This is a genomic window from Pseudoduganella violaceinigra DSM 15887 (assembly GCF_000425385.1).
Classification (GTDB): domain Bacteria; phylum Pseudomonadota; class Gammaproteobacteria; order Burkholderiales; family Burkholderiaceae_D; genus Rugamonas; species Rugamonas violaceinigra.
Map to the genome: position 1 here is coordinate 14596 of NZ_AUDI01000015.1, position 21322 is coordinate 35917.

The window sequence follows — 21322 nt, forward strand, 5'->3', positions numbered from 1 at the left end:
GCTTATTCCCCTTTGAAGTTTGGAGCGCGCTTGTTGATGAAGGCATCCACGCCTTCGCGGTAGTCGTGGCTGTAACCAAGCTCGCGCATCATTTCGCCTTCCAGTTTCAGCTGCTCTGGCAAGGTGTTGTCGTAGCTGGCGCGCAGCGCGTGCTTGGTGAAGGCCAGGCCCTTGGTCGGGGCGGTGGCGAAATGCTTTGCCATGGCCATGGCTTCATTCATCAGTTCTTCGTCCGGAACCGCTTTCCAGATCAGGCCCCATTGTTCGGCGCGTTCGGCCGACAGCTTTTCGCCCAGCATGGCCAGGCCGCTGGCGCGCGCATGGCCGATCAGGCGCGGCAGGTGCCAGGTGCCGCCGGTGTCCGGGATCAGGCCCAGTTTGCAGAAGGCTTCGATGAAGCTGGCGGATTTGGCAGCCAGCACGATGTCGCAGGCCAGGGCCAGGTTGGCACCGGCGCCGGCGGCCACGCCGTTCACGGCGCAGATGACCGGCAGCGGCAGTTCGCGCAGCGCCAGCACCAGCGGGGCGTAGAATTTTTCGACGGATTCGCCGAGGTCGACGGCGTCGCCGCCCGGGGCGACGGCGCGGTCGCCCAGGTCCTGGCCGGCGCAGAAGCCGCGGCCGGCACCGGTCAATACCAGTACGCGCACGGATTTGTCGGCGCGCAGCTGGGACAAGGCTTCGCGTACTTCCAGGTGCATGGCCTGGGTGAAGCTGTTCAACTTGTCGGGACGGTTCAGGGTCAGGGTGGCGACGCCTTCCGCGATTTCAAATTTGATGCTTTCGTAGCTCAATTCTTGTCTCCTTTTAGAACCGGTACAGCGGTGTCAGACCCACAGGGTCGGACACCGATACGCGGCGGTCGCAGGCCAAGTGTCTGACCCTGCGGGTCTGACACTGACGTGCCGGTTTTATTCAGCCTGGTCGAAATCGACGATCACTTTATCCGTGACCGGGAACGCCTGGCAGCTCAATACGAAGCCGCGCGCGATCTCGTAATCTTCCAGCGCATAGTTGACATCCATGTCCACCTTGCCTTCCACCATCTTGCAGCGGCAGGTGGAGCATACGCCGCCTTTGCAGGAGTAGCGCATATCCAGCCCCGCGCGCAAACCCGCATCGAGAATCGACTCCTTGTCCTTCTCCATGGTGAACGAGGCCGCATTGCCGTCCATGATGACCGTCACTTCGGTCAGGTGAGGCGCCGCGTCGGCCTGTACGCGCGGCTTGTGCTGGTGCTTCGGAATGCTGGCCGCGAACAATTCAACCTTGATGTTCGGCTTCGGCATGCCCGCCTCCTGCAGCGCAGCCGAAACGCCCAGCATCATGTCTTCCGGGCCGCAGATGAAGGCCGTATCGTAATCCTCGATATCGATCCAGTGCTGCAGGAACTGCTCGGTCTTTTCCTTGGTGATGCGGCCGTTGAACAGTTCAATGTCCTGCTGCTCGCGCGACATCACGTAGACGATGTTCAGGCGCTCCAGGTAGGCATCCTTCAGCTCCATCAGTTCCGTCTTGAAGATCACCGACGACGAAGCGCGATTGCCGTAGAACAGCGTGAAGCGGCTGGCCGGCTCCGTCAGCAGCGTGGTCTTGATGATCGACAGGATGGGTGTGATGCCGCTGCCGGCCGCGAAAGCCAGGTAGTTCCTGCGCTGCGCAGCGTCCAGCGGCACGTTGAAGTGGCCCATCGGCGGCATCACTTCGATCGTCGCGCCGGGCTTCAGGGAATCATTGGCCCAGGTCGAGAACATGCCGCCTGGCGTGCGCTTGATCGCCACGCGCAACGCGCCGTCCTGCACGGCGGAGCAGATCGAGTAGGAGCGGCGTACGTCTTCATTGTCGATGCTGGTGCGCAGCGTCAGGTGCTGGCCTTGCTGGTATTTGAAGCTGTCCTGCAGTTCGGCAGGCACGCTGAAGGTGACAGCGATGCAGTCGCGGGTCTCCTGCTGCACCTTGGCGACGGACAGTGGAAAGAATTTGCTCATATTGTCAGTGGCACTTGAAGTAGTCAAAGGGCTCGCGGCAATCCCGGCACTTGTACAGGGCCTTGCAGGGCGTGGAGCCGAACTGGCTGGTGATTTCGGTGTGGCTGGAGCCGCAGTGCGGGCAAACAACGTTGGGCGCGGGCACTGCGCCGCGCGCCACGCCAGCGCGCAACGGATCGAGCGGCGCGGCCGCTGCGCGCGGCGTGCGCAAGCCGCTGATGTCGATCACCTTCTGCGCCGGCGGCGCGATGCCGTAGCCTTTCAGCTTGGCCTTGCCGGAATCGCTCATCCAGTCGGTCGTCCAGGCGGGCGACAGGCGGGTGATGATGTCGACCTGGCCGATGCCCGCGTCCTTCAGGGCGCCTTGCACGGCGTCGGAAATCACCTGCATGGCCGGGCAGCCGGAATAGGTCGGCGTAATGGTCACCGCGCACGACGATGGGCCGGTGACCTGCACATCGCGCACGATGCCAAGATCCACCACCGAGATCACCGGGATCTCGGGGTCCGACACCTGCTCCAGCAGGGACCATACGCGCGCCGCGTCCATTACCACTCCGAACCAGGATAAGCGCGCTGCAGGAACTGCATCTCGGCCAGCAGGTAGCCCAGGTGCTCGGAATGGCGCCCTTGCTTGCCGCCCTTCTGCATCCACGCATCGGCCGGAGGCATGGTCAGCGTCGCCTCGCCGAGAATATCCGACACATGCGACAACCACTGCTCGCGCAGCATGGCAGCCGGCGGCGCCACCCCTTCTGCTGCCATGGCCTCGTCCACCGCGTCGTAATTGAACACTTCGCCGGTGTACATCCACAGCTCGTCCACCGCGGTCTGGGTGAACTGGCGGGAGACATCGGTGCCGTCGCCCAGGCGCACGATCAGGTCGCCGCTGCGGCGCAAGTGGTAGGTCACCTCCTTCAAGGACTTCTCGGCAATCTCCGCAATGCGCGGGTCGCTGCATTGGGTCAGCGCGCCGATCAGGAAGTAATGCCAGGTGTCGAAGAAGAACTGGCGCACCAGCGTGTGCGCATAGTTCCCGTTCGGCTGCTCCACCAGCAGCACGTTTTTGTAATCATGCGCATCGCGCAGGAAAGCCAGCTTGTCCTCGTCGCGTCCCGCGCCTTCCAGTTCGGCGGCGTAGGTGTACCACATGCGGGTCTGGCCCAGCAGGTCCAGCGACACATTGGACAGCGCCATATCCTCTTCCAGCGCCGGGCCTTTGCCGCACAATTCGCACAGGCGCTGGCTCAGCACCATGGCGTTATCGCCCAGGCGCAGCAGGTAATTGACCTTGTTATCCATGGCGGCGGCCTTACAGGTTCTTCACTTCTTCCGGCATCGGGAAGAAGGTCGGGTGGCGGTACACCTTGCTGTTGGAAGGCTCGAACAGCGGGCCCTTGTCGGCCGGTGCGCTGGCGACGATGTCCGATGCGCGCACCACCCAGATGCTGACGCCTTCATTGCGGCGCGTGTAGACGTCGCGCGCATTATTGACCGCCATCTCCGCATCCGGCGCATGCAGGCTGCCCACATGCTTGTGCGCCAGCCCGTGCTGGCTGCGGATGAACACTTCCCACAAAGGCCATTCTTTGCTCATCTTGTCTCCTCTCAGGCCGCAGCCTGCTTGTGTTTGTCGGCATAGGCCACCAGCGCATCGCGGAACCAGGCCCCGTCTTCGTAGGCCTTGACGCGGGTGCGCAGGCGCTCGCGGTTGCATGGGCCGTTGCCCTTCAAAACGTTATGGAATTCGTCCCAGTCGATTTCGCCGAAGTCGTAGGAGCCGCGCTCCTCGTTCCACTTCAGGTCCGGGTCGGGAATGGTCAGGCCCAGGAATTCAGCCTGCGGCACGGTCTGGTCGACCATGCGCTGGCGCAGTTCGTCGTTCGAGAACAGCTTGATGCGCCAGGCGCTCGATTGCGCGCTGTTGACGGAAGCGGCGTCGGAAGGGCCGAACATCATCAGCGACGGCCACCACCAGCGGTTCAAGGCATCCTGCGCCATCGCCTTCTGCTCTGGCGTGCCCTTGGCCAGCGACATCATGATGTCGTAGCCCTGGCGCGCGTGGAAGGACTCCTCCTTGCAGACGCGGATCATGGCGCGCGAATACGGGCCGTAGGAGCAGCGGCACAGCGGGATCTGGTTGATGATGGCCGAACCGTCCACCAGCCAGCCGACGGCGCCCATATCGGCCCAGTTCAGGGTCGGGTAATTGAAGATCGACGAATATTTGGCTTTGCCGCTGTGCAGGGCCGCCAGCAATTCGTCGCGCGACACGCCCAGGGTTTCGGCGGCGCTGTACAGATACAGGCCGTGGCCCGCTTCATCCTGGATCTTGGCCAGCAGGATGGATTTGCGCTTCAAGGTCGGCGCCCGGGTCACCCAGTTCCCCTCAGGCAACTGCCCGACGATTTCGGAGTGGGCATGCTGGGAAATCTGGCGGATCAGGGTCTTGCGATAGGCCTCCGGCATCCAGTCCTTCGGCTCGATCTTGATGCCGGCGTCGATGCGCGCCTGGAACTCGCGCTCCTGCGCGTCCATATCTTCTGCGGTCTGGACCTTCTTCAGGCCGGTTTCCACCATTTGTGCGTACATAAAGAGGGCCTCCTTGTTCGGGATAGCTTCATAATACGATACAAAAACGCCTTTGCAAACGAATTTTGTGTGTCATTTAAAAAATCTGTATCCAGATCAATGACAGTGTATAAAATCGGTCTATGCAAAAAAACGAGAAAATCAATGCCTGGATCGAAGAATTCCTGGCCAGCGACCCGCCGCGCTCGAAATCGCTGGTCATGACCATCTTCGGCGACGCCATCGTGCCGCACGGCGGCATGGTCTGGACGGGCAGCCTGATCGAACTGCTGGCGCCCTTCGGCGTCAATGACCGCCTGCTGCGCACCTCCGTCTTCCGGCTGGCGCAGGAAGGCTGGCTGGGCGCCCAGCGCGACGGCCGCCGCAGCAGCTACGCCATCACCCCGGACGCCATGCGCCGCTTCAGCCGCGCCTTCCGCCGCATTTACGCGCCCCTGCACGTGCACTGGAATGGCCAGTGGACCCTGGTGCTGGCCGCCGACGGCCTGGAAGCGCCCGCGCGCAGCCAGCTGCGCAAGGAACTGCTGTGGGAAGGCTATAGCGTGATCGCGCCCGGCATCGCAGGCCATCCGGCCGGGGACATGGAAGCGCTGGAAGACGTGCTGGCGCGCCTCGGGCTGCTGCAAAAGGTCTATGTGGTGCATGCCAGCGAAGTGCCCGGCCTGCGCGCCCGCCCGCTGGGCGAGATGGTGGCCGAAGGCTGGGACCTCAGCGAAGTCGCGGCCGGCTATGAAAAGTTCGTGGCCCGCTTCGGCGCGCTGCCCGCCCTGCTGGACGACGCGGCCGCAATCGAACCCGAACAAGCCTTCGTACTGCGCACCTTGCTGATCCACGCCTACCGCCGGGTGCAGTTGCACGACCCGCAGCTGCCGACCGAGCTGCTGCCGGACTCCTGGCCCGGCGCCCGCGCCTACGCACTGGCCAGCCAGCTTTACCGCATCCTGACCGCCCCCGCCGAGCGGCACATCCTCAGCGCGCTGCAGCGCGAAGACCCCCGCGCCCCGCAGCCCGAACCCAGCTTCCACCACCGCTTCGGCGGCCTGCGCTAGAGGCCACGGACGCGGCTGTAGCGCCTGGTGTATCATGGCGGGCTTCGCGCGCAGGCGCTTCACTTCCGACAGGACCCACCATGTCTATCAAGATCAGCAGCCAGTTTGATGCTGGCGCCATTGATGTGGTCAGCGTTACTTCCGCTGGCGATATCGACGTCAATATCCGCAAGGATTCCCATGCGGACATCGTCCAGTGGTTCTATTTCCGCGTGCAAGGTGCGCAGGCCGTGCCGCTGTCCATCCGTTTCCTGAACGCTGGCAAGGCTGCGTATGCCGAGGGCTGGAAGGGCTATAACGCCGTTGCGTCGTACGACCGCGATACCTGGTTCCGCGTCCCGACCAGCTTCGACGGCGAAGTGATGACCATCGAGCACGCGCCGGAACACGATTCCGTCTACTACGCTTACTTCGAGCCGTATTCGTGGGAGCGCCACCTGTCCCTGCTCGATTCGGCCCAGCTGCACCCGCTGACCGAACTGGTGGACCTGGGCAGTTCCGTGGAAGGCCGCGACATGAACCTGCTGATCGTCGGCGATCAGCAGGCCGAGAAGAAGGTCTGGGTCATCGCGCGCCAGCACCCTGGCGAAACCATGGCGGAATGGTTCGTGGAAGGCATGGTCGAAGCCCTGCTCGACGCCGCCAATCCGTACGCCCGCCAGTGCCTGCAGGACGCCTGCTTCTACATCGTGCCGAACATGAACCCGGACGGCTCCGTGCGCGGCAACCTGCGCACCAACGCCGCCGGCGCCAACCTGAACCGCGAGTGGAACGAGCCGACCATGGCGCGCTCGCCGGAAGTCTTCCTGGTGAAAGAGAAGATGAAGGAAATCGGCTGCGACCTGTTCCTGGACGTGCACGGCGACGAAGGCCTGCCCTACGTCTTCGTGGCCGGCAGCGACGCCCTGCCGAACTTCAGCAAGGAGCAGAAGGCCGCGCAGGACAAGTTCATCGCCGACTTCAAGCTGGCGTCGCCCGACTTCCAGTCCGAGCACGGCTATCCCGACTCCCCATACACCCCGGAAGTGCTGACCATGGGTTCGCCGCACATCACCCATTTGTTCGGCTGCCTGTCGCTGACCCTGGAACTGCCGTTCAAGGACAACGCCAACGATCCGGACGAGCTGGTCGGCTGGAACGGCGCCCGTTCCGCCAAACTGGGCGCGGACGTCCTGCAAGCGGTCCTGCGCACCCTGCGCGGTATTTAATTCCTGCTAGCGCAGCAGCGCCTGGAATGCCTTCGGCATCCACGGGCGCGCTGCCAGCATGATGGTCACGGCGCGGCGCTGCTCCCACGGCAGCCGCGCATCATCCTGGTGCTGCAGCGAGAATTCGTCCGCCACCTGCTTCAAACGATCCAGCAAGGCGCGCGTCGATTGCTGCGACAGCATCACACTCACCAGCCGCTGTACCTCAAACTGGCCGTCGAAGCGGCTGTCGAAATAATCCTCGTAGGCCTCGTTGCGGAAGAACGTCTGGATCGGGCCGTTCGGCAGCCAGTTGAAGGTGCGCGACACCAGCAGCTTGACCTTGTTATTCGGCTTCAGCATCAGGAAACCGATCTTGTCCAGCCGTAGCAGGCAGGCCGTGGCTTCGGCGGCGCTGATCTTGTAGATGGCCAGCCCTTCCGCCACCGGCACCTGGTTCAGCGCCAGCACGGCCACCACCAGCAGCTTGGTGTCGCTGATGATTTCCTTTTCCTGGGCGTAGGTGAGCTGGGAGATCAGCTGCGGCGTGTCGGCGGCCGATTGCGCCAGTTCGGCGAAATCCATGTCCAGCACAGCCAGCACCTGCTCCAGCCGCTCCAGCGTGAAGTTACGCGAGGCGAACATGCGCTTGATACTGGGTTCGGACAGGCCGATTTTCTGCCCCAGCGCGGCGTAAGTGATGCCGCGCGCCTTGAGCTGGCGTTTCAGCGCTTCCACCAGGCGGCTTACGTTGGACATGCATGTCTCTCCGACAAAAGGTATCGGAATATGATACCACGCGCCCACATCGGCGCTACGGTTCCGGCATTGATTGCTCCGCTTGCGCTGGCGGGCAAAGATTGCGACTCCCCTAACTTGTGGAGCAACGAAAATGAAGCGCACCCTGATTGCAACCCTCCTTGCCTTTGCCTGTGCCACCGGCCAGGCGGCGGATGGTTCGCAAGCCTTGAGCAAGGGCGTGAGCGACCTGTCCGCCGTGGTGGTGGTGGGTTCCGTACTGACCGTATCGGCCGCCAGCTGGCTGGTCGTGGAATCGGTGGAAGCGGTCGGCGACGGCGTCGTGGTCGTCGTGAAAGCCGTCGGCGATGGCAGCAAGGCCACCATCCAGCTAAGCGGCAAGGCGCTGGAAGGCGTCTCGGTCGTTGCCGGCACCTCGATCAAGGTGGTGGCCATGTCGGCCGGCCATGCGCTGGTCGCTTCCGGCAAGGTGATCGCCTTCCTGCCGAATGAGTTGGGCAAAGCCCTCCTGCACCATAGCAGCGTGAACTAAGCCATGAAGCATCTTCTCCCTACCCTCCTGCTGGCCGCTGCTACTGCCGGCAGCGCCCACGCGGGCCAGAATTGCGAACACAAACCCATGTCGGTGGAAGACGTCGAGCGTTCGCTGAGCCTGGCCCAGCGCAGCATGCAGGTGCTGGACGACAGCGGCGCGCAAGTGGCGATCATCGCACGCGCCGGACAGGACCTGTCGCAGTACGGTTTGCGCTACTCCCATGTCGGCCTGGCGTGGCGCGACAACCCGGCGGGCCGCTGGGTGGTGGTGCAGCTGCTGAACGACTGCGGCACCGCCAATTCGGCGCTGTATAACGACGGCCTCGGTAACTTCTTCCTGAGCGGCGTGTTCCGCTACCAGGCGCAGTTGATCCTGCCGTCGCCGGAAGTGCAGCAGCGCCTGGTGCAAGTGCTGGCATCGCGCACCCCGGTGCGCATGCACGAGCCGCACTACAGCATGCTGTCCTATGCCTGGTCGACGCGCTACCAGAACTCCAACCAGTGGGCGCTGGAGACGCTGGCCGCCGCCAGCGCGCCGGCCGGCCGGGTGGAAACCCGCGCCGAAGCGCAGAAATGGCTGAACGGTGCCGGCTACCGGCCCGCCGGGATCGACGTCGGCCTGGGTTCGCGCGTCGGTGTCCGCCTGTTCCGCGCCAATGTGGCGTTCGACGACCACCCGACCTCGCTGCGCATCCGCGGCCATTTCGAGACCGTCACGGTGGATGGCATCGAACAATTCGTGCGCAGCTACGATAGCGGCGCGCGCGTGATCGAACTCTGATCACTTGCCGTTGAGCTTGCGCACGCGGGTCACATGCCGGCGTCGCAAGCGCTCCATTTCCCGCGCCTGCGGGTAGCCCGGCTGGCCCGGCTCACGCAGGTGCGGCGGAATGGCGGGTGCGGCCTCCGCTGCGACATACAGGGAGGGCAGGCGCTCGATTTGTCGTTTGCTGGCCATGCTTCATGTTAGGTGCGCTCAAGCGAACTTGCCAATTCCGGGCCGCCGCCAGGACCTTGCCGCCATCTGCATCGATCGTGCAGCCTTCTTTGCGTCAACCCGGCGCTAATTTTTCGCGCCCTGGCTTGCGCCATGCTCGCCGTCGCGTCAGCCCTGGCGCTGTGCCAGCGGCCTTGTTTGGCCCGCGGCACGGTGTGCGCCGCGAATGATCTCGTACACCTTGCGCGCATCGGCAATCGTGTCGAAGCGCGGAACGGTTTCATCGCCCGGCCAGGCGGCCAGGCCGCTGAACATATTGCCGGCCTGCGATACGCCGAACGAGATCGTTCCTTCACCGTTGCCACTCTCTGTCAGCGAAAATTCGCCCAGGTCGAGCAATTCCAGGCTTTTCAACTGGCGTCGGAAAATGCCGGAGCGGATGAGGATGCGTGCATTGGTCACCAGGTAATCGGTCCTGGCGCGCTGCCAGGATTCGAGGAAGAAGCGCCCGACAATCATGTGGATGCCCATCAGCATGAAGGGAATCCCCCACAGGCGGAACATCCATGGCGCATCGGCGTTGATGACGGAATACTCCCAGAATGCGGTGAAGCCGCCCCACAGCAGGCTGAATGGAATCATCAGTACATCGGCCCCGCGCAGCATCAGGCCCTGGCGCGGAGTGCCATGCCACAATACATGCTCATTAACCAATAGATTTTCCATTCCGCCATCATACCCGGTGGAAGCGGTTTTAATTCTGGCAGATTGTCACTTCCACGAGAACAGCAAGGCATGCCACCAGCTGCGGCGCCGGCGCGCCACGGAACGGATCCCCGGCACCGCGGCGAAATCGGTCAGCAGCGCCACCACGCGGCCCACGCTGTCATAGCCGAAATAGGAAGGGCAGCGCTTTGCGCCCGGGCTTGCCGGAAAACAGACGCTGCTGCCTGCGCTGGCAAAGCAGGCGCTTCCCGACACCACCTGGAAACCAAAGATTTCTTCGGTATTCAGCGTGCGCGCATCCTGGTCGGCGGTCAGGGCGGGATACCAGTGCGCGACCGCCGCCTCCTCCAGCAGCACGCGCGCATAGGCAAGGCGCTCCTCGCCATGGTCGAAGCGCGCCATGGCCAGTGTGACGGGGTAGTCGCCGTTCGGCACGTACTGCGTGAATGGCTCCGGGGCGGGATCGGCCTGCGCATCGCCGGCGGCGATGCGGCCCGAGCCGACCACCAGCCGGCCGGCTTCGGCCAGCGAGAATTGCACGGATGTCGCTTCAAACGTAAGGCGCTCCGCGGCGAAGGCGGAGCGCAATCCTTCCGGGTTGGGCGCATAACTCATACGCCCATCATATTACTTTTGCAGGCGCGCCAGCAATTCCTTGCCCACCAGGACCGCCGACGCCGGATTCTGGCCGGTGACCAGTTCGCGGTCGACCACCATATTGCCCTGACAGTTGGCGGCCTTGCTAAATTTCAGGCCGGCCTTGGCCAGTGCCGTCTCCGGATAGAACTTCATTTCACCGCCGCCCAGCTGGCCCTTGGACGCTTCCTCTTCATCGTTGCTGAAGACGGTCACCTTGTAGCCGGAGTAGATCCAGTTCGGCGGCGCCGCTGCGGCGCCCTGCGCCAGCTTCAGGGTGAAGCCCTTGGCGTCGGGCATGGCCGACAGCAGCGCGATCGGGCCATGGCACACCAGCGCCGTCGTTTTGCCGGCCTGGTGGAAGGAGCTCAGCACCTGGCCCAAGGCTGGGCTCAGCAGCAAGTCCTGCATCGGTGCGTGGCCGCCCGGAACGTAGACCGCATCGTAGCGGCCGTAGCCCTGCTGCTCCACGCGCGCCAGGCTGACGACCGGAGAGCTGACGCTGTCGGTCAGGCGCAGCTGCTCCAGCAATGCCTGATGCGCCGCCAGCGCAGCCTGGTCGCCGCCGAAGAACATCGGGTTGACCGAGCCCTGGTCCAGGGTCGGCGCCTTGCCATTCGGGGTGGCGAAAGTGACGCTGTGGCCAGCGTCCAGCAGCATCTTCACCGGCTGCATCAGCTCGTTCAGATAAAAGCCGGTCTGGAAGGTTTTGCCGGCCTTCAGGTCCAGCGTGGCGCTGTCGGACAGCACCACCAGCACATGGCCCGCGTGGGCGTTCATGGCGGCGGTGGTGAGCGCGATTGCGGCGAGTTTCTTGAACATGGTTTGCTCCTTGGATTGGGATAGCGCTACTTTATTCAAACCTTTAACGGCGATAAACTACCTCCCAACCAAACCATCTTTCCCTTAAAGGCAATAATGAGCCGGAAATACGATCACCTCAGCGATGTCGAGACCTTCGTCACCGTGGTCGAGCGCGGCTCGCTGACGGCGGCCGCAGTGGCGCTGTCCACCACGCCGTCGGTCATCAGCCGCGCGCTGGCCCGCCTTGAAGCGCGGCTGGGCACCCAGCTGCTGCGCCGGACCACGCGCAGCCTGGGCTTGACCGACGCCGGTCGGCTCTACCTTGAGCAAACGCGCGCCGCACTGGCGCTGATCGACGATGCCGAACGCGCCGTGCAGGCCGAAGGCGGCGACGTTACAGGCCGCATCCGCATCAGCGCGCCCACCACCTACGGCCATTACCGCCTGCCCGCACTGCTGCAGCGCTTTGCCGAGCGCTATCCCGCCGTGCGGGTCGACCTGAATATCAGCAACCGCAACGTCGACCTGGCGGCAGAGAACTTCGATTTCGCCATTCGCCAGGGTGTGCTGAAGGACAGCGGCATGATCGCCCGCAAGCTGGAGGACGCCAGGCTGGTCCTGGTGTGCGCGCCCGCCTATGCCCGCCGCAAGGGACTGCCGCGCAATCTGGAAGAACTGGCGCGGCACGACTGCCTGACCTTCCTGCTGCCCAGCACAGGGCGCGCCTTCCCATGGCAGCTGATGCAGGATGGCGAAGAACTGGACTGGCCGCCGGAATCGGCGCTGCAGGTGACGGATGACGCCTTGGGCACGGTATCGCTGGCGGAGGCGGGCCTGGGCATTTGCCAGACCTTCCGCTTTATCGTGCAGGACCGCATCGACCGCGGCGTACTGCTGGAAGTGCTGCCCGAACTGCAGGGCCGTGCGCGGCCTTTCTCGCTGATCTATACGCCGCAGCGCCGCATGACGGCCGCTGCGCGCGCCTTGCTGGCCTCCTTTCTCGGGCAGGCATAGCGCGGCAGGTACAATAATATAGAACTCGCTGTGCGATCGGCCGTTGCGAAAGATTTACGCCGCAGGCTTTAGGTTGCGCAAGGACGGGACCAAACTTTTTGTCGGAAGAATGTGAATGAATGCCAGATCTCCACTGCTTCGCTTGTTTATTATCATGCTGGCCTTCCTGCAATCGGGCTGCATGACCAGTGCGCTCTATAACAAGTGGACTTACACGCACGAGCAAGTCAGCGGATTTTACATTTCGGCGGACGACAAGACCCTGGCCATCATCGGTGAAAAGCACCACTACATTTTCCCTCTTTCACCTAGCTTCAAATACATACTTACATCCGGCAAGCGTCCCAGCATCAAGCCTCAGTTCAGTGAGTTCCACTTGCTTGCCGATGGTGGCGTTGCGGGTTCATATACGTTGAGCATCAACAGTACTGATCTCAACGAGGCAGAGCAAACCGCCCTGAAGAACGTTGGATTTGTCGAGGGTAAGAACGATCTGGTATTGAAAGGCAGGCTCGAAGGGCAGTACTACACGGCAAAAGGACTGGATAACGCTAGTGCATTCAGCCATCCCTATTCCATTACGCTTGTCGAAGATTCCTCCATGCCTGCACCGGTGAAAGTGGCGCTGACCCCTATTACGGTCGCTGCGGATGGAGTGCTGTGGATCGGCGGGGCGGTATTGCTTGGGCTATTCTGTGCAGGCCACACTGCAACGACAGGGGGAAAATGCTTCCCAGGTGGTCTCTAAACAGGGACTCAAGGGGCCTCGCGAACGCCGCAGCGCCGGATGACGGCTGCGGCTTGCCCCCCCTGCCTACTTGCCGCCGCGGCCAGCCTTGATCAGGTAGTTCTGGATGGTGGATTCGGCAATCGAAGCCCACTGGTTCTGGTCGCTGCGGAAGCGCTTCCACGGTTCGTAGATCTTGGCGAACTTGGCGTTCTTGGACGCCTCTTCGTTCATCTGCTCCACCGAGGCCTTGTAAGCCGCGTCCATGATGTCCTGCGAATAGTTACGCAGCTTGACGCCGTTCTTCAGCAGGCGCCCCAGCGCGGTCGGGTTCTTGAAGTCGTACTCGGCCTGCATGGTCACATGGGCTTCGAATGAAGCGCATTCCAGGGCAGCCTGATACTCCTTCGGCAGCTTTTCCCATTCCTTGATATTCACATACAGGGAGAACGACGCCCCCGCTTCCCACCAGCCAGGATAGTAGTAATACGGGGCGATCTTGTAGAAGCCCAGCTTCTCGTCGTCATAGGGACCGACCCATTCCGCCGCGTCGATGGTCCCTTTTTCCAGCGCCGGATAGATGTCGCCGCCGGCCAGCTGCTGCGGCACCGCGCCCAGGCGCTCCATCACCTTGCCGGCCAGGCCGGCGATACGCATCTTGGTGCCCTTCAGGTCGGCCACGCTCTTCACTTCCTTGCGGAACCAGCCGCCCATCTGGGTGCCCGAGTTACCGGCGATGAAGTTGATGACGCCGTAATCCTTGAAGAAGGCGCGCAGCAGTTCCTTGCCGCCGCCCTGGTCGTACCAGGCGGTCTGCTGGCGCGACGTCAGGCCGAACGGCACCGCGCAGTCGAAGGAGAACGTCGCGTCCTTGCCGTAGTAGTAGTACGAAGCGCTATGGCCGCATTCCACGGTACCCGACTGCACCGCATCCAGCACGCCCAGTCCCGGTACCACTTCGCCGGCCGCGAAGACGCGGATATTGAATTTGCCGCCGGTCAGCTGCGAGACGCGTTTGGTGAACGTGTCGGCAGCGCCGTAGATGGTGTCGAGGGATTTGGGGAAACTGGATGCCAGGCGCCAGGTAATGGCGGGGGCTTCGGCGGCGATGGCCGGTGCGGCGATAACGCCAGCGCCAGCGCCAGCACCCGCAGCCGCCTTCTTGATAAAGGAACGACGTTCCATACGTACTGTCTCCTTAAGGGGTTTTGTCTGGAAACAGTGTATGGAAATATTTAGTTTCCGGCAACTACCATCTTCTCAATCAGGATCGAGCCGGTTTGCTTGGTGCCGCGCACCAGGGTGTCGGTGCCGATGCCGACGATGTCCTGGAACATTTCCTTCATATTGCCGGCGATTGTGATCTCTTCCACCGGGTACTGGATCACGCCGTTCTCGACCCAGTAGCCGGAAGCGCCGCGGCTGTAGTCGCCGGTGACATAGTTGGTGCCCTGGCCCATCAGTTCGGTGACCAGCAGGCCGGTGCCCATCTTGCGCAGCATGCCGGCGAAGTCGTCGGCCTTTTTCGTCAGCGAGGACGAGATGGTCAGGTTGTGCGAGCCGCCCGCATTGCCGGTGGTTTTCATGCCCAGCTTGCGCGCCGAGTAGGTCGACAGGAAGTAGCCTTGCAGCACGCCGTCTTTCACCACGTCGCGCTTGTGGGTGCGCACGCCTTCCTCATCGAACGGCGCCGAACCGATGCCCCCCACCACATGCGGGTCTTCCTTGACCTGGATGTGGGACGGGAAGACGTCCTTGCCCAGCGAATCGACCAGGAAGGAGGACTTGCGGTACAGCGCGCCGCCGGAAGTGGCCTGGACGAAGGCGCCCAGCAGGCCCGCGGCCAGCGGCGCCTCGAACAGCACCGGGCAGGTGCGGGTGGCCAGCTTGCGCGCGTTCAGGCGGGCCAGCGAACGTTCGGCGGCATAGCGGCCGACCGCTTCGGCGCTGGCCATCTTTTGGGGATCGCGCACCGAGGTGTACCAGTCGTCGCGCTGCATCTTTGCGCCCTTGCCGGCGATCGGGGTCACCGACAGGGTGTGGCGCGAGTACGGGTAGCCGCCGATGAAGCCGCGCGAGTTGGCCGAGACGAAGTGCGACTGCTGCACGTGCACGCCGGCGCCTTCGCTATTGGTCACGCGTGGATCGACCGCGAAGGCGGCCGCCTCGGCGCGCTGCGCCAGGGCCACCGCTTCTTCGGTGGAAATCATCCACGGATAGAACAGTTTCAGGTCCTGCGGATCCTTTTCCAGCAGCTCTTCTTCCGCCAGGCCGGCGCAATCGTCTTCCGCCGTGAAGCGGGCGATATTGTAGGCCGCCTCCACCGTCGCCTTCAGCGAGGCGGGGGAGAAATCGGAGGTACTGGCATTGCCGCGCTTCTGGCCGATAAAGACCGTGACGCCGATGCCCTTGTCGCGGTTTTGCTCGATCGTTTCGATCTTGCTCTTGCGGACCGAGACCGAAAGTCCGCTGCCTTCGCTGATCTCGACGGCGGCATCGCTACCGCCCTGCTCGCGCGCATACTTCAAAACATCGCGTGCCAGCTGTTTCAACTGGTCCTGGGAATAGGAGAAGGCGGATTCGCTCATGGGGTCTTTTGGGGGGCTTGGCATTAAAACAGTTATCATAGCAGCCGTTTACTGTTTTTACAGGTAGGGTGTGACAGCCCCTGCCCCTCATATCATGCCTAATCCAAACCGTGGCTCCTGTGGCTTTCAGTCCAGCGAGTTCGAACAAGAATACGAACGCCCATCCAAAACCGAGATGAAACGCCATTCCGATGCCCTGCAGGCGCTGGGCAAGGAACTGGTCGAAGCGCCGCGCGACCGCGTCAAGCGCGTGCCGATGCCGGAAGATGTGCGCGATGTCATTCTGGAATGCCAAAATATCAACAACCATGAAGGCCGCCGCCGCCAGATGCAATTCATCGGCAAGAAGATGCGCACCCTGTCCGAAGAGGAAGTGGCGATCATCAAGCGCACCATCGAGGGCTGGAAAGGCGCCTCCAAGGCCGATACCGCCGCCCTGCATGCGCTGGAACGCCGCCGCGACAAGCTGCTGGTCGACGACAAGGCCCTGACCGTCCTGCTGGAAGAAGCGCCGCACCTGGATGTGCAGCACCTGCGCACCCTGATCCGCAATGCCCGCAAGGAGCAGGCCGAGAACAAGCCGCCCAAGGCCTACCGCGAAATCTTCCAGATCCTGAAGGACCTGAGCAAGGCAGCGGCCAAGGCGCCGTCGCCGGGCGAAGAAGTGGACGTCGACGCGCCGGAAGGCGAGGACGATGAGTGACGAACTGCTCGTCGTCGGCCTGGTATCGGTCTCCGACCGCGCCAGCGGCGGCGTGTACCAGGACCAGGGCATCCCGGCGCTGGAAGCATGGCTGCGCAGCGCCCTGTCGTCCCCGGTGCGTTTTGAAACGCGCCTGATCCCCGACGAGCGCACGCAGATCGAAGCCACGCTGGTCGACCTGGTCGACCAGGTGCGCTGCCACCTGGTGCTGACCACCGGCGGCACCGGTCCGGCGCGCCGCGACGTGACGCCGGAAGCCACGCTGGCCGTCGCCACCAAGGAAATGCCGGGCTTCGGCGAGCAAATGCGCCAGGTCAGCCTGGCCTTCGTGCCGACCGCCATCCTGTCGCGCCAGGTCGCCGTGATCCGCGAGAGCGCCGACCACGCCGCCCTGATCATCAACCTGCCCGGCCAGCCGAAAGCCATCAAGGAAACCCTGGAAGGCTTGAGGGATGCCGACGGCAAGCAGCTCATCGGTGGCGTGTTCGCCGCCGTCCCCTACTGCATCGACCTGATCGGCGGCCCGTACGCCGAAACCAACGACGCCGTGTGCAAGGCGTTCCGCCCCAAATCCGCCATCCGCAAGAAGGACAACGCATGACCCACCTGCTCGACTCCATCGTCATCGACACTGCTCCCAATCCTGAAGTTTCCGTGATCTGGATGCACGGTCTGGGCGACAGCGGCGAAGGCTGGGCGCCGATCGTCAATGAGCTGGACCTGGCAGGCCTGCCGGGCATCCGCTTCATCTTCCCGCATGCGAACACCATGCCGGTGACGATCAACGGCGGCTACGTCATGCGCTCGTGGTACGACATCATCCACACCGACCTGGGACGCCAGGAAGACGAGAAAGGCCTGCGCGAATCGCAGATCCTGGTCGATGCGCTGATCGAGCGGGAAATCGCGCGCGGCGTGCCGGCCCACCGCATCGTGCTGGGCGGCTTCTCGCAAGGCTGCGCCATGACGCTGCAGGCCGGCCTGCGCTATCCGCGGAAACTGGCGGGCCTGATGTGCCTGTCCGGCTATCTGCCGCTGGCCGACAAGGCCGGCGCCGAGCGCCACGCCGCCAACCAGGACACCCCGGTGTTCATGGTGCACGGCACGATGGACCCGGTGATCCCGATCGGCCGCGCCACCGCCTCGCGCGACCTGCTGGCCCAGCTGGGCTACAAGATCGAATGGCACGACTACCCGATGCAGCACTCGGCCTGCGCGGAAGAAGTACAGCATATTTCGGCTTGGTTGAAAAAGGTGCTGGCCTAAACTTGGGTCAGGCATGCGCCGCACCGCCCGCATGCCTGCGCCCGACCGCCTCGGCTTCGGCCGGGGCAGCGCGAGCTAATCGTTCGCGCGCCCATCAGAAAAGCTCATCCAGCATCAGGTGGAAGTCCAGCTTGTCCTGGTCCACTGTGCGCACGCCATACTGTTCCAGGAACGACTGTTGAAGCGAGGGGCCGAACTCGCTCAGGCAATTCCAGGCAATGGCGAGGTCCTGGTAACGATCGGCAATGCCGCCCCGCCCCACATCGATACAGCCAACCACTTCCCCCTCATGGATCAGGAGGTTGTCGAGTGAAAAATCGCCGTGCGTGACGACGGGGTCAGGCGCGAGTGGCAGAAAATCCTGCAACGCCGCCCATACCTGGGATGCAGTCCAGCCTTCGCGCACCTCGTCGAAGTCGTCCTCGTCGACTAGGCCGGCATCGATGCGAGTGCGCGCACGTGCCAAGCGGTATGCATGATTGCTGGTGAAAGGACATTCGCCAACCGGGATGGCATGGCTCCGGCGCAGGAATTGCGCAATAGCGCCCACGACGGCAGTGTGCTGGCCTGGCTCTTGTTCCAGGATCTCATATGCCGTTCTTCCGGGCAGTGCCGTCATCAGCAGCCATGCCTCGCCTCGCGTGCAGATGAAATGCAGAACAGCCGGTACCGGCAGGTAGTGGCCGAACCAGCGCAGCCTGGTCATTTCATCGGTGATGTCATCGGCAAGCGAGTCCTTGCCAAATTTCAGATACAGGTCGGGGGCATTGGGCTTGCCGTGCAGCCGGTACACCGCCCCGCCAGATGCGCCGACAGTGTCACGTGCCCAGATATATCCTTGCAATTCGGCTGCGATGCTGGCTGGTACGTGCAGGGCGCTCATTCATTCGTCCCCAAGGTTGCGGCTTAATTTGTCGAGGCCCGCCGCCAGGCGCTCCACCTCGCCGGCCGTGATAGCGCAAGCCTGCGCAACCTTCTCGCTGACTTTCAAGCCATCGGCACGCAGCTTGCGGCCCTGCTCCGTCAGCGTCAGCACGCGGTTGCGTTCATCGGCCGGATCGCGCTCACGCAGCAGGTAGCCTTCAGCCTCCAGCCGTTTCACCAGCGGCGTGATCGAACCGGGATCCTGCTGCAAACGTTCGGCCAGGCCCTTGATGCCCAGGCCCTCCTGCTCCCACAGCACCACCATCACCAGATATTGCGGATAGGTCAGGTTGAGCGGCGCCAGCAGGGGTTTGTACAGCTGCGTCATTTTCAGCGACGTCGAGTACAGCTTGAAGCAGAGATGCTGGTCCAGCGTGGGGGGCGTGCATTTTTCCATGGCGCGTACTTTAGCACAGCCCCCAATCGCCAATCAGCGCTTGACCGCAGCCAGGATCACCTTGGCCACCGCCTCCGGCTGGGAAGCCATCGGCACGTGGCTGGAGGGCAGCGTGGTGGTGGCAGCATTGATCTTGGTGGCGAAGGACTTCTGCAGGCCCGGGTCGATCATGCGGTCTTTGGATGCCACGATGTAGTAGCTGGGCTTGGTCTTCCATGCCGCCACGTCCACCTTATCGCCAAAAGCGCTGGCCTTGATCGGCCCCTGGGTCGCGGTCATCAGGCGGTGCTCGGCCGGAGTCAGGTCTTGCGCGAAATTGACGGCCATCGATTCGGCCGACAGGTAGATGAAGCCGTTATTGTCAGGCTTCAGGGAGGCAATACCCGGCGGCAGCGGGAAATCCTTGCCGATTTCACCGATCACCTCGCCCTCCGACGGCGCGAAGGCCGCCACATACACCAGTGCTTTCACCTTGTCGCTGGCGCCGGCCTGGGTGATCACCGCACCGCCCCAGGAATGGCCAACCAGCACCACCTTGCCGCTCTGGGCATCGATCACGCGCTGGGCGAAAGCCGCGTCGTCGGCCAGTGAGGTCAGCGGATTTTGTACTGATACCACTTTCACGCCCTGCTTTTGCAGGATCGGGATCACTTTGTTCCAGGCCGAGCCGTCGGCGAAGGCGCCGTGCACCAGCACGACGGTAGTGTCTTCCGCCGCATGGGCGGGAACGAGGGTGGCACCGGCGGCGAGGGAGGCGGCGATCAGGGCGGATTTGATGGTCTTGGTCATGGCTGGATTCCTTTAGTTGCACGTTAATGGTTAGCGCGCTAAGCGCATGAACTAAATATAGCGCACAATCAATTAGTGTGCAAACTATTTTTAAGGGAGAATTGAGGAGGCTGCCGGCGTAAGGGCAAGCGCAGTCTAGCCAGTCTAAAAGGCTGATTGAACGGTCTACCGCGGTCTATCCGAGACAGGCCGAATGTCCAAATCGGTCTAAAAATTTCATTACAGTGCCGATTTCGGTCGCAAATAGACCTGACATCGAAAAAGTGCCGCCCGCTCCCTCCCCTGCGTACTTCGGATGAAAGGTAACAAAATGGCTCAACGGAGGGTTTATGACACTGTTGGCGCAACAGGAGCAAGCTTGCGCCATACAGCATAGAAGACCACCGCTCCGACCAAGCCGTGGAGACCGTAGTAGATAATGTTTTCTCCGTAGCTGAGCCAAGCATAAATAGTTGGGCTGCCATCAATGTACATTTCAACGTCTTTTCCATGCCAATTTTGACTCGCCGAATCGCTGGACAATGCATGGGGCCAAAAAAGCGCAGCAAGAAAGCCGCCAAGCATGAAACCAGTAAGGCCTACAGACAACCACCCAAGGCGTGCGGACCTGCGCAGTAGAAGAAATGTGGGAATGCCAAGCACCAGAACGACGGGAGCTGAGACGAAAACGACAAGGAAGTAGATAAAGCTGATTTCGCCTATCCCCATTGGCACGGGTGACGAGAAGTAGCTCGGTGCAATGCGTAGCGCAAGGACCAGCGGTTGGACTGCAACGGCTGAGAGAAAAGCGAAGAAGATGCGCATGGAGCTTTTATAGCGAGAATTGACAGGCGGCTCGAACGCGCAGCAAGTATGCAGTAACGACACTCGAGACAAACAAAATTCGAATCAGTTCGCATGGTTCATCGTGACGCCGACCCAGAGGCAGGATCAGCGGCCCCGTCAGGTGTCCTCTGGAATGATCGGCATTGAACATTTGGACTATCCTCGCATTTCATCAGAAGATGCCCAGTGTCGCAGGTAGTAGTCATCGATGTATCGCTTCACCTCTTGAAATGGAATTCCCCACAAAAGATAAAGTCTGAAATTGCGGTAATCACGGAAAGCCATATTTCCGGTTTGACTAACCGCGCCCGTCTTCGCATTTATTCGGATTGGAGCGTCCATCGGTCGGCCTGCAAAGCCTTCCGAAGCAGGGATCACCCACTCATCGCTCACCAATTGGCCGGCGTCGGGGCCACCACAGCCGCTAACAAAACCCAAAAAATAGGCCCATGCGATTTGGTCAGCCTCACGTGCATCGATTCCGTCGCTCACATCAACATTTGCGAGCCTCTCCTCGAGGAACCGCCGATAGTCGGCGGCCTCCAATGTCATGAGGGCAAACACAGAAAAGCACCCAGCTACAAGAATTGCAGAAACTGCATAGACTGTTTTTCGGATCTTCGTCACCGCTTGACTTCCCAAAATTGTGAATTCATCGCCGTCATCAGGCGTCCACCCGAGTGCGTAGTTTGGCGATTATGCCCCCAGACAGCAGCAGTATACCAAGCAGGTATGTCGTCAATGGAACCGCCCGTGGCAGGCGATATCGCAGCGTATGAGAACCCGAAATGTAGCTGTAATGGTGGCGTCACGAAGGCGTCACAGTTACTCCCTACCCTGCCCGTCGTTGTAGTTATCTCTAACTTGATTCGACAGG

At 62.3% G+C, this 21322-nt stretch carries 27 protein-coding genes; 9 read left to right on the forward strand and 18 right to left on the reverse strand.

All coding sequences use genetic code 11. The features are described from left to right. Positions 1 to 2: 2 nt before the first annotated feature. The 6 genes from paaG to paaA form a co-directional block, all read right to left on the reverse strand. Entirely contained in the window at positions 3 to 794 is a 792-nt protein-coding gene (gene paaG / locus H597_RS0109395) for a 2-(1,2-epoxy-1,2-dihydrophenyl)acetyl-CoA isomerase PaaG (RefSeq protein ID WP_028101920.1), read from the reverse strand. Between the two features lie 117 nt (positions 795 to 911). Continuing rightward, positions 912 to 1988, reverse strand: coding sequence for a 1,2-phenylacetyl-CoA epoxidase subunit PaaE (gene paaE, locus H597_RS0109400; protein ID WP_028101921.1), 1077 nt, complete (start codon positions 1986 to 1988; stop codon positions 912 to 914). A gap of 4 nt (positions 1989 to 1992) precedes the next feature. Next, a complete protein-coding gene (paaD, locus tag H597_RS0109405; protein ID WP_028101922.1) occupies positions 1993 to 2538 on the reverse strand; it encodes a 1,2-phenylacetyl-CoA epoxidase subunit PaaD in 546 nt (181 codons plus the stop codon). Next, a complete protein-coding gene (gene paaC, locus H597_RS0109410; protein WP_028101923.1) occupies positions 2538 to 3290 on the reverse strand; it encodes a 1,2-phenylacetyl-CoA epoxidase subunit PaaC in 753 nt (250 codons plus the stop codon). The genes paaD and paaC overlap by 1 nt, the downstream gene beginning before the upstream one ends. Before the next feature lie 10 nt (positions 3291 to 3300). Further along, positions 3301 to 3585, reverse strand: a complete 285-nt coding sequence (paaB, locus tag H597_RS0109415) for a 1,2-phenylacetyl-CoA epoxidase subunit PaaB (protein ID WP_028101924.1) — start codon at positions 3583 to 3585, stop codon at positions 3301 to 3303. 11 nt (positions 3586 to 3596) lie between these two features. Further along, positions 3597 to 4580: a 1,2-phenylacetyl-CoA epoxidase subunit PaaA gene (gene paaA / locus H597_RS0109420; protein WP_028101925.1), complete on the reverse strand. Its 984-nt coding sequence runs from the start codon at positions 4578 to 4580 to the stop codon at positions 3597 to 3599. A 122-nt stretch (positions 4581 to 4702) separates the two neighbouring features. Between paaA and paaX the strand changes: the two genes are divergently transcribed. Both paaX and H597_RS0109430 read left to right on the forward strand, forming a co-directional pair. Beyond that, positions 4703 to 5629, forward strand: a complete 927-nt coding sequence (gene paaX, locus H597_RS0109425) for a phenylacetic acid degradation operon negative regulatory protein PaaX (RefSeq protein ID WP_035373706.1) — start codon at positions 4703 to 4705, stop codon at positions 5627 to 5629. 80 nt (positions 5630 to 5709) lie between these two features. Further along, on the forward strand, positions 5710 to 6837 hold the full coding sequence (locus H597_RS0109430; RefSeq protein WP_028101927.1) for a M14 family metallopeptidase: 1128 nt from the start codon (positions 5710 to 5712) through the stop codon (positions 6835 to 6837). 6 nt (positions 6838 to 6843) lie between these two features. On the opposite strand, the gene H597_RS0109435 is transcribed toward H597_RS0109430, so the two are convergent. Next, positions 6844 to 7575 carry a helix-turn-helix domain-containing protein gene (locus H597_RS0109435; RefSeq protein ID WP_028101928.1) on the reverse strand — a complete coding sequence of 244 codons (732 nt, stop codon included), beginning with the start codon at positions 7573 to 7575 and terminating at the stop codon, positions 6844 to 6846. Between the two features lie 133 nt (positions 7576 to 7708). On the opposite strand from H597_RS0109435, the gene H597_RS0109440 reads away from it, so the two are divergent. Together H597_RS0109440 and H597_RS0109445 are read left to right on the forward strand one after the other, a co-directional pair. Beyond that, positions 7709 to 8107, forward strand: coding sequence for a hypothetical protein (locus H597_RS0109440; RefSeq protein WP_028101929.1), 399 nt, complete (start codon positions 7709 to 7711; stop codon positions 8105 to 8107). Positions 8108 to 8110: 3 nt separating this feature from the next. Further along, the gene (locus tag H597_RS0109445; RefSeq protein WP_028101930.1) at positions 8111 to 8890 is read left to right on the forward strand and encodes a DUF2145 domain-containing protein; all 780 of its coding nucleotides are present in this window, start codon (positions 8111 to 8113) and stop codon (positions 8888 to 8890) included. Here the strand turns inward: H597_RS0109445 and H597_RS34740 are convergent, their stop codons facing one another. The 4 genes from H597_RS34740 to H597_RS0109465 all read right to left on the reverse strand — a co-directional run bounded on the left by H597_RS34740 (position 8891) and on the right by H597_RS0109465 (position 11230). Beyond that, the gene (locus tag H597_RS34740; protein ID WP_154668029.1) at positions 8891 to 9067 is read right to left on the reverse strand and encodes a hypothetical protein; all 177 of its coding nucleotides are present in this window, start codon (positions 9065 to 9067) and stop codon (positions 8891 to 8893) included. Between the two features lie 147 nt (positions 9068 to 9214). After that, a complete protein-coding gene (locus H597_RS30315) occupies positions 9215 to 9772 on the reverse strand; it encodes a PH domain-containing protein (protein WP_154668030.1) in 558 nt (185 codons plus the stop codon). A 45-nt stretch (positions 9773 to 9817) separates the two neighbouring features. Continuing rightward, the gene (locus H597_RS0109460) at positions 9818 to 10387 is read right to left on the reverse strand and encodes a DUF4241 domain-containing protein (RefSeq protein ID WP_028101931.1); all 570 of its coding nucleotides are present in this window, start codon (positions 10385 to 10387) and stop codon (positions 9818 to 9820) included. 12 nt (positions 10388 to 10399) lie between these two features. Continuing rightward, on the reverse strand, positions 10400 to 11230 hold the full coding sequence (locus H597_RS0109465; protein ID WP_035373709.1) for a type 1 glutamine amidotransferase domain-containing protein: 831 nt from the start codon (positions 11228 to 11230) through the stop codon (positions 10400 to 10402). Positions 11231 to 11326: 96 nt separating this feature from the next. Between H597_RS0109465 and H597_RS0109470 the strand changes: the two genes are divergently transcribed. Together H597_RS0109470 and H597_RS0109475 are read left to right on the forward strand one after the other, a co-directional pair. Beyond that, positions 11327 to 12226, forward strand: a complete 900-nt coding sequence (locus tag H597_RS0109470; protein WP_028101933.1) for a LysR family transcriptional regulator — start codon at positions 11327 to 11329, stop codon at positions 12224 to 12226. A gap of 115 nt (positions 12227 to 12341) precedes the next feature. Beyond that, on the forward strand, positions 12342 to 12974 hold the full coding sequence (locus H597_RS0109475; RefSeq protein WP_154668031.1) for a YidX family protein: 633 nt from the start codon (positions 12342 to 12344) through the stop codon (positions 12972 to 12974). Positions 12975 to 13040: 66 nt separating this feature from the next. Here H597_RS0109475 and H597_RS0109480 read toward each other — a convergent pair whose 3' ends face one another. Both H597_RS0109480 and pmbA read right to left on the reverse strand, forming a co-directional pair. After that, positions 13041 to 14138: a TRAP transporter substrate-binding protein gene (locus H597_RS0109480; protein ID WP_028101935.1), complete on the reverse strand. Its 1098-nt coding sequence runs from the start codon at positions 14136 to 14138 to the stop codon at positions 13041 to 13043. Between the two features lie 50 nt (positions 14139 to 14188). Next, positions 14189 to 15541: a metalloprotease PmbA gene (gene pmbA, locus H597_RS0109485; protein ID WP_028101936.1), complete on the reverse strand. Its 1353-nt coding sequence runs from the start codon at positions 15539 to 15541 to the stop codon at positions 14189 to 14191. 94 nt (positions 15542 to 15635) lie between these two features. Here pmbA and yjgA point away from each other — a divergent pair, with 94 nt between their 5' ends. Genes yjgA through H597_RS0109500 form a run of 3 tightly spaced genes read left to right on the forward strand, consistent with a single transcriptional unit; the run spans position 15636 to position 17510 of the window. Further along, positions 15636 to 16244, forward strand: coding sequence for a ribosome biogenesis factor YjgA (gene yjgA, locus H597_RS0109490; protein ID WP_028101937.1), 609 nt, complete (start codon positions 15636 to 15638; stop codon positions 16242 to 16244). Beyond that, complete coding sequence (gene mog, locus H597_RS0109495; RefSeq protein WP_028101938.1) at positions 16237 to 16845, forward strand: molybdopterin adenylyltransferase; 609 nt, start codon at positions 16237 to 16239, stop codon at positions 16843 to 16845. The genes yjgA and mog overlap by 8 nt, the downstream gene beginning before the upstream one ends. Continuing rightward, positions 16842 to 17510, forward strand: coding sequence for an alpha/beta hydrolase (locus H597_RS0109500; RefSeq protein WP_028101939.1), 669 nt, complete (start codon positions 16842 to 16844; stop codon positions 17508 to 17510). The genes mog and H597_RS0109500 overlap by 4 nt, the downstream gene beginning before the upstream one ends. A 94-nt stretch (positions 17511 to 17604) precedes the next feature. Here the strand turns inward: H597_RS0109500 and H597_RS35660 are convergent, their stop codons facing one another. From H597_RS35660 to H597_RS0109525, 5 genes are all read right to left on the reverse strand, one after another. Next, positions 17605 to 18393, reverse strand: coding sequence for an APH(3')-I family aminoglycoside O-phosphotransferase (locus H597_RS35660; RefSeq protein ID WP_028101940.1), 789 nt, complete (start codon positions 18391 to 18393; stop codon positions 17605 to 17607). Further along, entirely contained in the window at positions 18394 to 18831 is a 438-nt protein-coding gene (locus H597_RS35665) for a MarR family winged helix-turn-helix transcriptional regulator (RefSeq protein ID WP_028101941.1), read from the reverse strand. It abuts the gene before it with no gap. 33 nt (positions 18832 to 18864) lie between these two features. After that, positions 18865 to 19620 carry an alpha/beta fold hydrolase gene (locus H597_RS0109515; protein WP_211232027.1) on the reverse strand — a complete coding sequence of 252 codons (756 nt, stop codon included), beginning with the start codon at positions 19618 to 19620 and terminating at the stop codon, positions 18865 to 18867. A gap of 327 nt (positions 19621 to 19947) precedes the next feature. Next, entirely contained in the window at positions 19948 to 20424 is a 477-nt protein-coding gene (locus H597_RS0109520) for a hypothetical protein (protein WP_028101943.1), read from the reverse strand. 177 nt (positions 20425 to 20601) lie between these two features. Next, complete coding sequence (locus H597_RS0109525) at positions 20602 to 21072, reverse strand: hypothetical protein (protein WP_154668032.1); 471 nt, start codon at positions 21070 to 21072, stop codon at positions 20602 to 20604. Between the last annotated feature and the right edge of the window lie 250 nt (positions 21073 to 21322).

Coding starts and splice junctions, on each gene's coding strand:
- paaE (WP_028101921.1), bottom strand. CDS start 1,988: ATGAGCAAATTCTTTCCACTGTCCGTCGCCAAGGTGCAGCAGGAGACC.
- paaD (WP_028101922.1), bottom strand. CDS start 2,538: ATGGACGCGGCGCGCGTATGGTCCCTGCTGGAGCAGGTGTCGGACCCC.
- paaC (WP_028101923.1), bottom strand. CDS start 3,290: ATGGATAACAAGGTCAATTACCTGCTGCGCCTGGGCGATAACGCCATG.
- paaB (WP_028101924.1), bottom strand. CDS start 3,585: ATGAGCAAAGAATGGCCTTTGTGGGAAGTGTTCATCCGCAGCCAGCAC.
- paaA (WP_028101925.1), bottom strand. CDS start 4,580: ATGTACGCACAAATGGTGGAAACCGGCCTGAAGAAGGTCCAGACCGCA.
- paaX (WP_035373706.1), top strand. CDS start 4,703: ATGCAAAAAAACGAGAAAATCAATGCCTGGATCGAAGAATTCCTGGCC.
- H597_RS0109430 (WP_028101927.1), top strand. CDS start 5,710: ATGTCTATCAAGATCAGCAGCCAGTTTGATGCTGGCGCCATTGATGTG.
- H597_RS0109435 (WP_028101928.1), bottom strand. CDS start 7,575: ATGTCCAACGTAAGCCGCCTGGTGGAAGCGCTGAAACGCCAGCTCAAG.
- H597_RS0109440 (WP_028101929.1), top strand. CDS start 7,709: ATGAAGCGCACCCTGATTGCAACCCTCCTTGCCTTTGCCTGTGCCACC.
- H597_RS0109445 (WP_028101930.1), top strand. CDS start 8,111: ATGAAGCATCTTCTCCCTACCCTCCTGCTGGCCGCTGCTACTGCCGGC.
- H597_RS34740 (WP_154668029.1), bottom strand. CDS start 9,067: ATGGCCAGCAAACGACAAATCGAGCGCCTGCCCTCCCTGTATGTCGCA.
- H597_RS30315 (WP_154668030.1), bottom strand. CDS start 9,772: ATGGAAAATCTATTGGTTAATGAGCATGTATTGTGGCATGGCACTCCG.
- H597_RS0109460 (WP_028101931.1), bottom strand. CDS start 10,387: ATGAGTTATGCGCCCAACCCGGAAGGATTGCGCTCCGCCTTCGCCGCG.
- H597_RS0109465 (WP_035373709.1), bottom strand. CDS start 11,230: ATGTTCAAGAAACTCGCCGCAATCGCGCTCACCACCGCCGCCATGAAC.
- H597_RS0109470 (WP_028101933.1), top strand. CDS start 11,327: ATGAGCCGGAAATACGATCACCTCAGCGATGTCGAGACCTTCGTCACC.
- H597_RS0109475 (WP_154668031.1), top strand. CDS start 12,342: ATGAATGCCAGATCTCCACTGCTTCGCTTGTTTATTATCATGCTGGCC.
- H597_RS0109480 (WP_028101935.1), bottom strand. CDS start 14,138: ATGGAACGTCGTTCCTTTATCAAGAAGGCGGCTGCGGGTGCTGGCGCT.
- pmbA (WP_028101936.1), bottom strand. CDS start 15,541: ATGAGCGAATCCGCCTTCTCCTATTCCCAGGACCAGTTGAAACAGCTG.
- yjgA (WP_028101937.1), top strand. CDS start 15,636: ATGCCTAATCCAAACCGTGGCTCCTGTGGCTTTCAGTCCAGCGAGTTC.
- mog (WP_028101938.1), top strand. CDS start 16,237: ATGAGTGACGAACTGCTCGTCGTCGGCCTGGTATCGGTCTCCGACCGC.
- H597_RS0109500 (WP_028101939.1), top strand. CDS start 16,842: ATGACCCACCTGCTCGACTCCATCGTCATCGACACTGCTCCCAATCCT.
- H597_RS35660 (WP_028101940.1), bottom strand. CDS start 18,393: ATGAGCGCCCTGCACGTACCAGCCAGCATCGCAGCCGAATTGCAAGGA.
- H597_RS35665 (WP_028101941.1), bottom strand. CDS start 18,831: ATGGAAAAATGCACGCCCCCCACGCTGGACCAGCATCTCTGCTTCAAG.
- H597_RS0109515 (WP_211232027.1), bottom strand. CDS start 19,620: ATGACCAAGACCATCAAATCCGCCCTGATCGCCGCCTCCCTCGCCGCC.
- H597_RS0109520 (WP_028101943.1), bottom strand. CDS start 20,424: ATGCGCATCTTCTTCGCTTTTCTCTCAGCCGTTGCAGTCCAACCGCTG.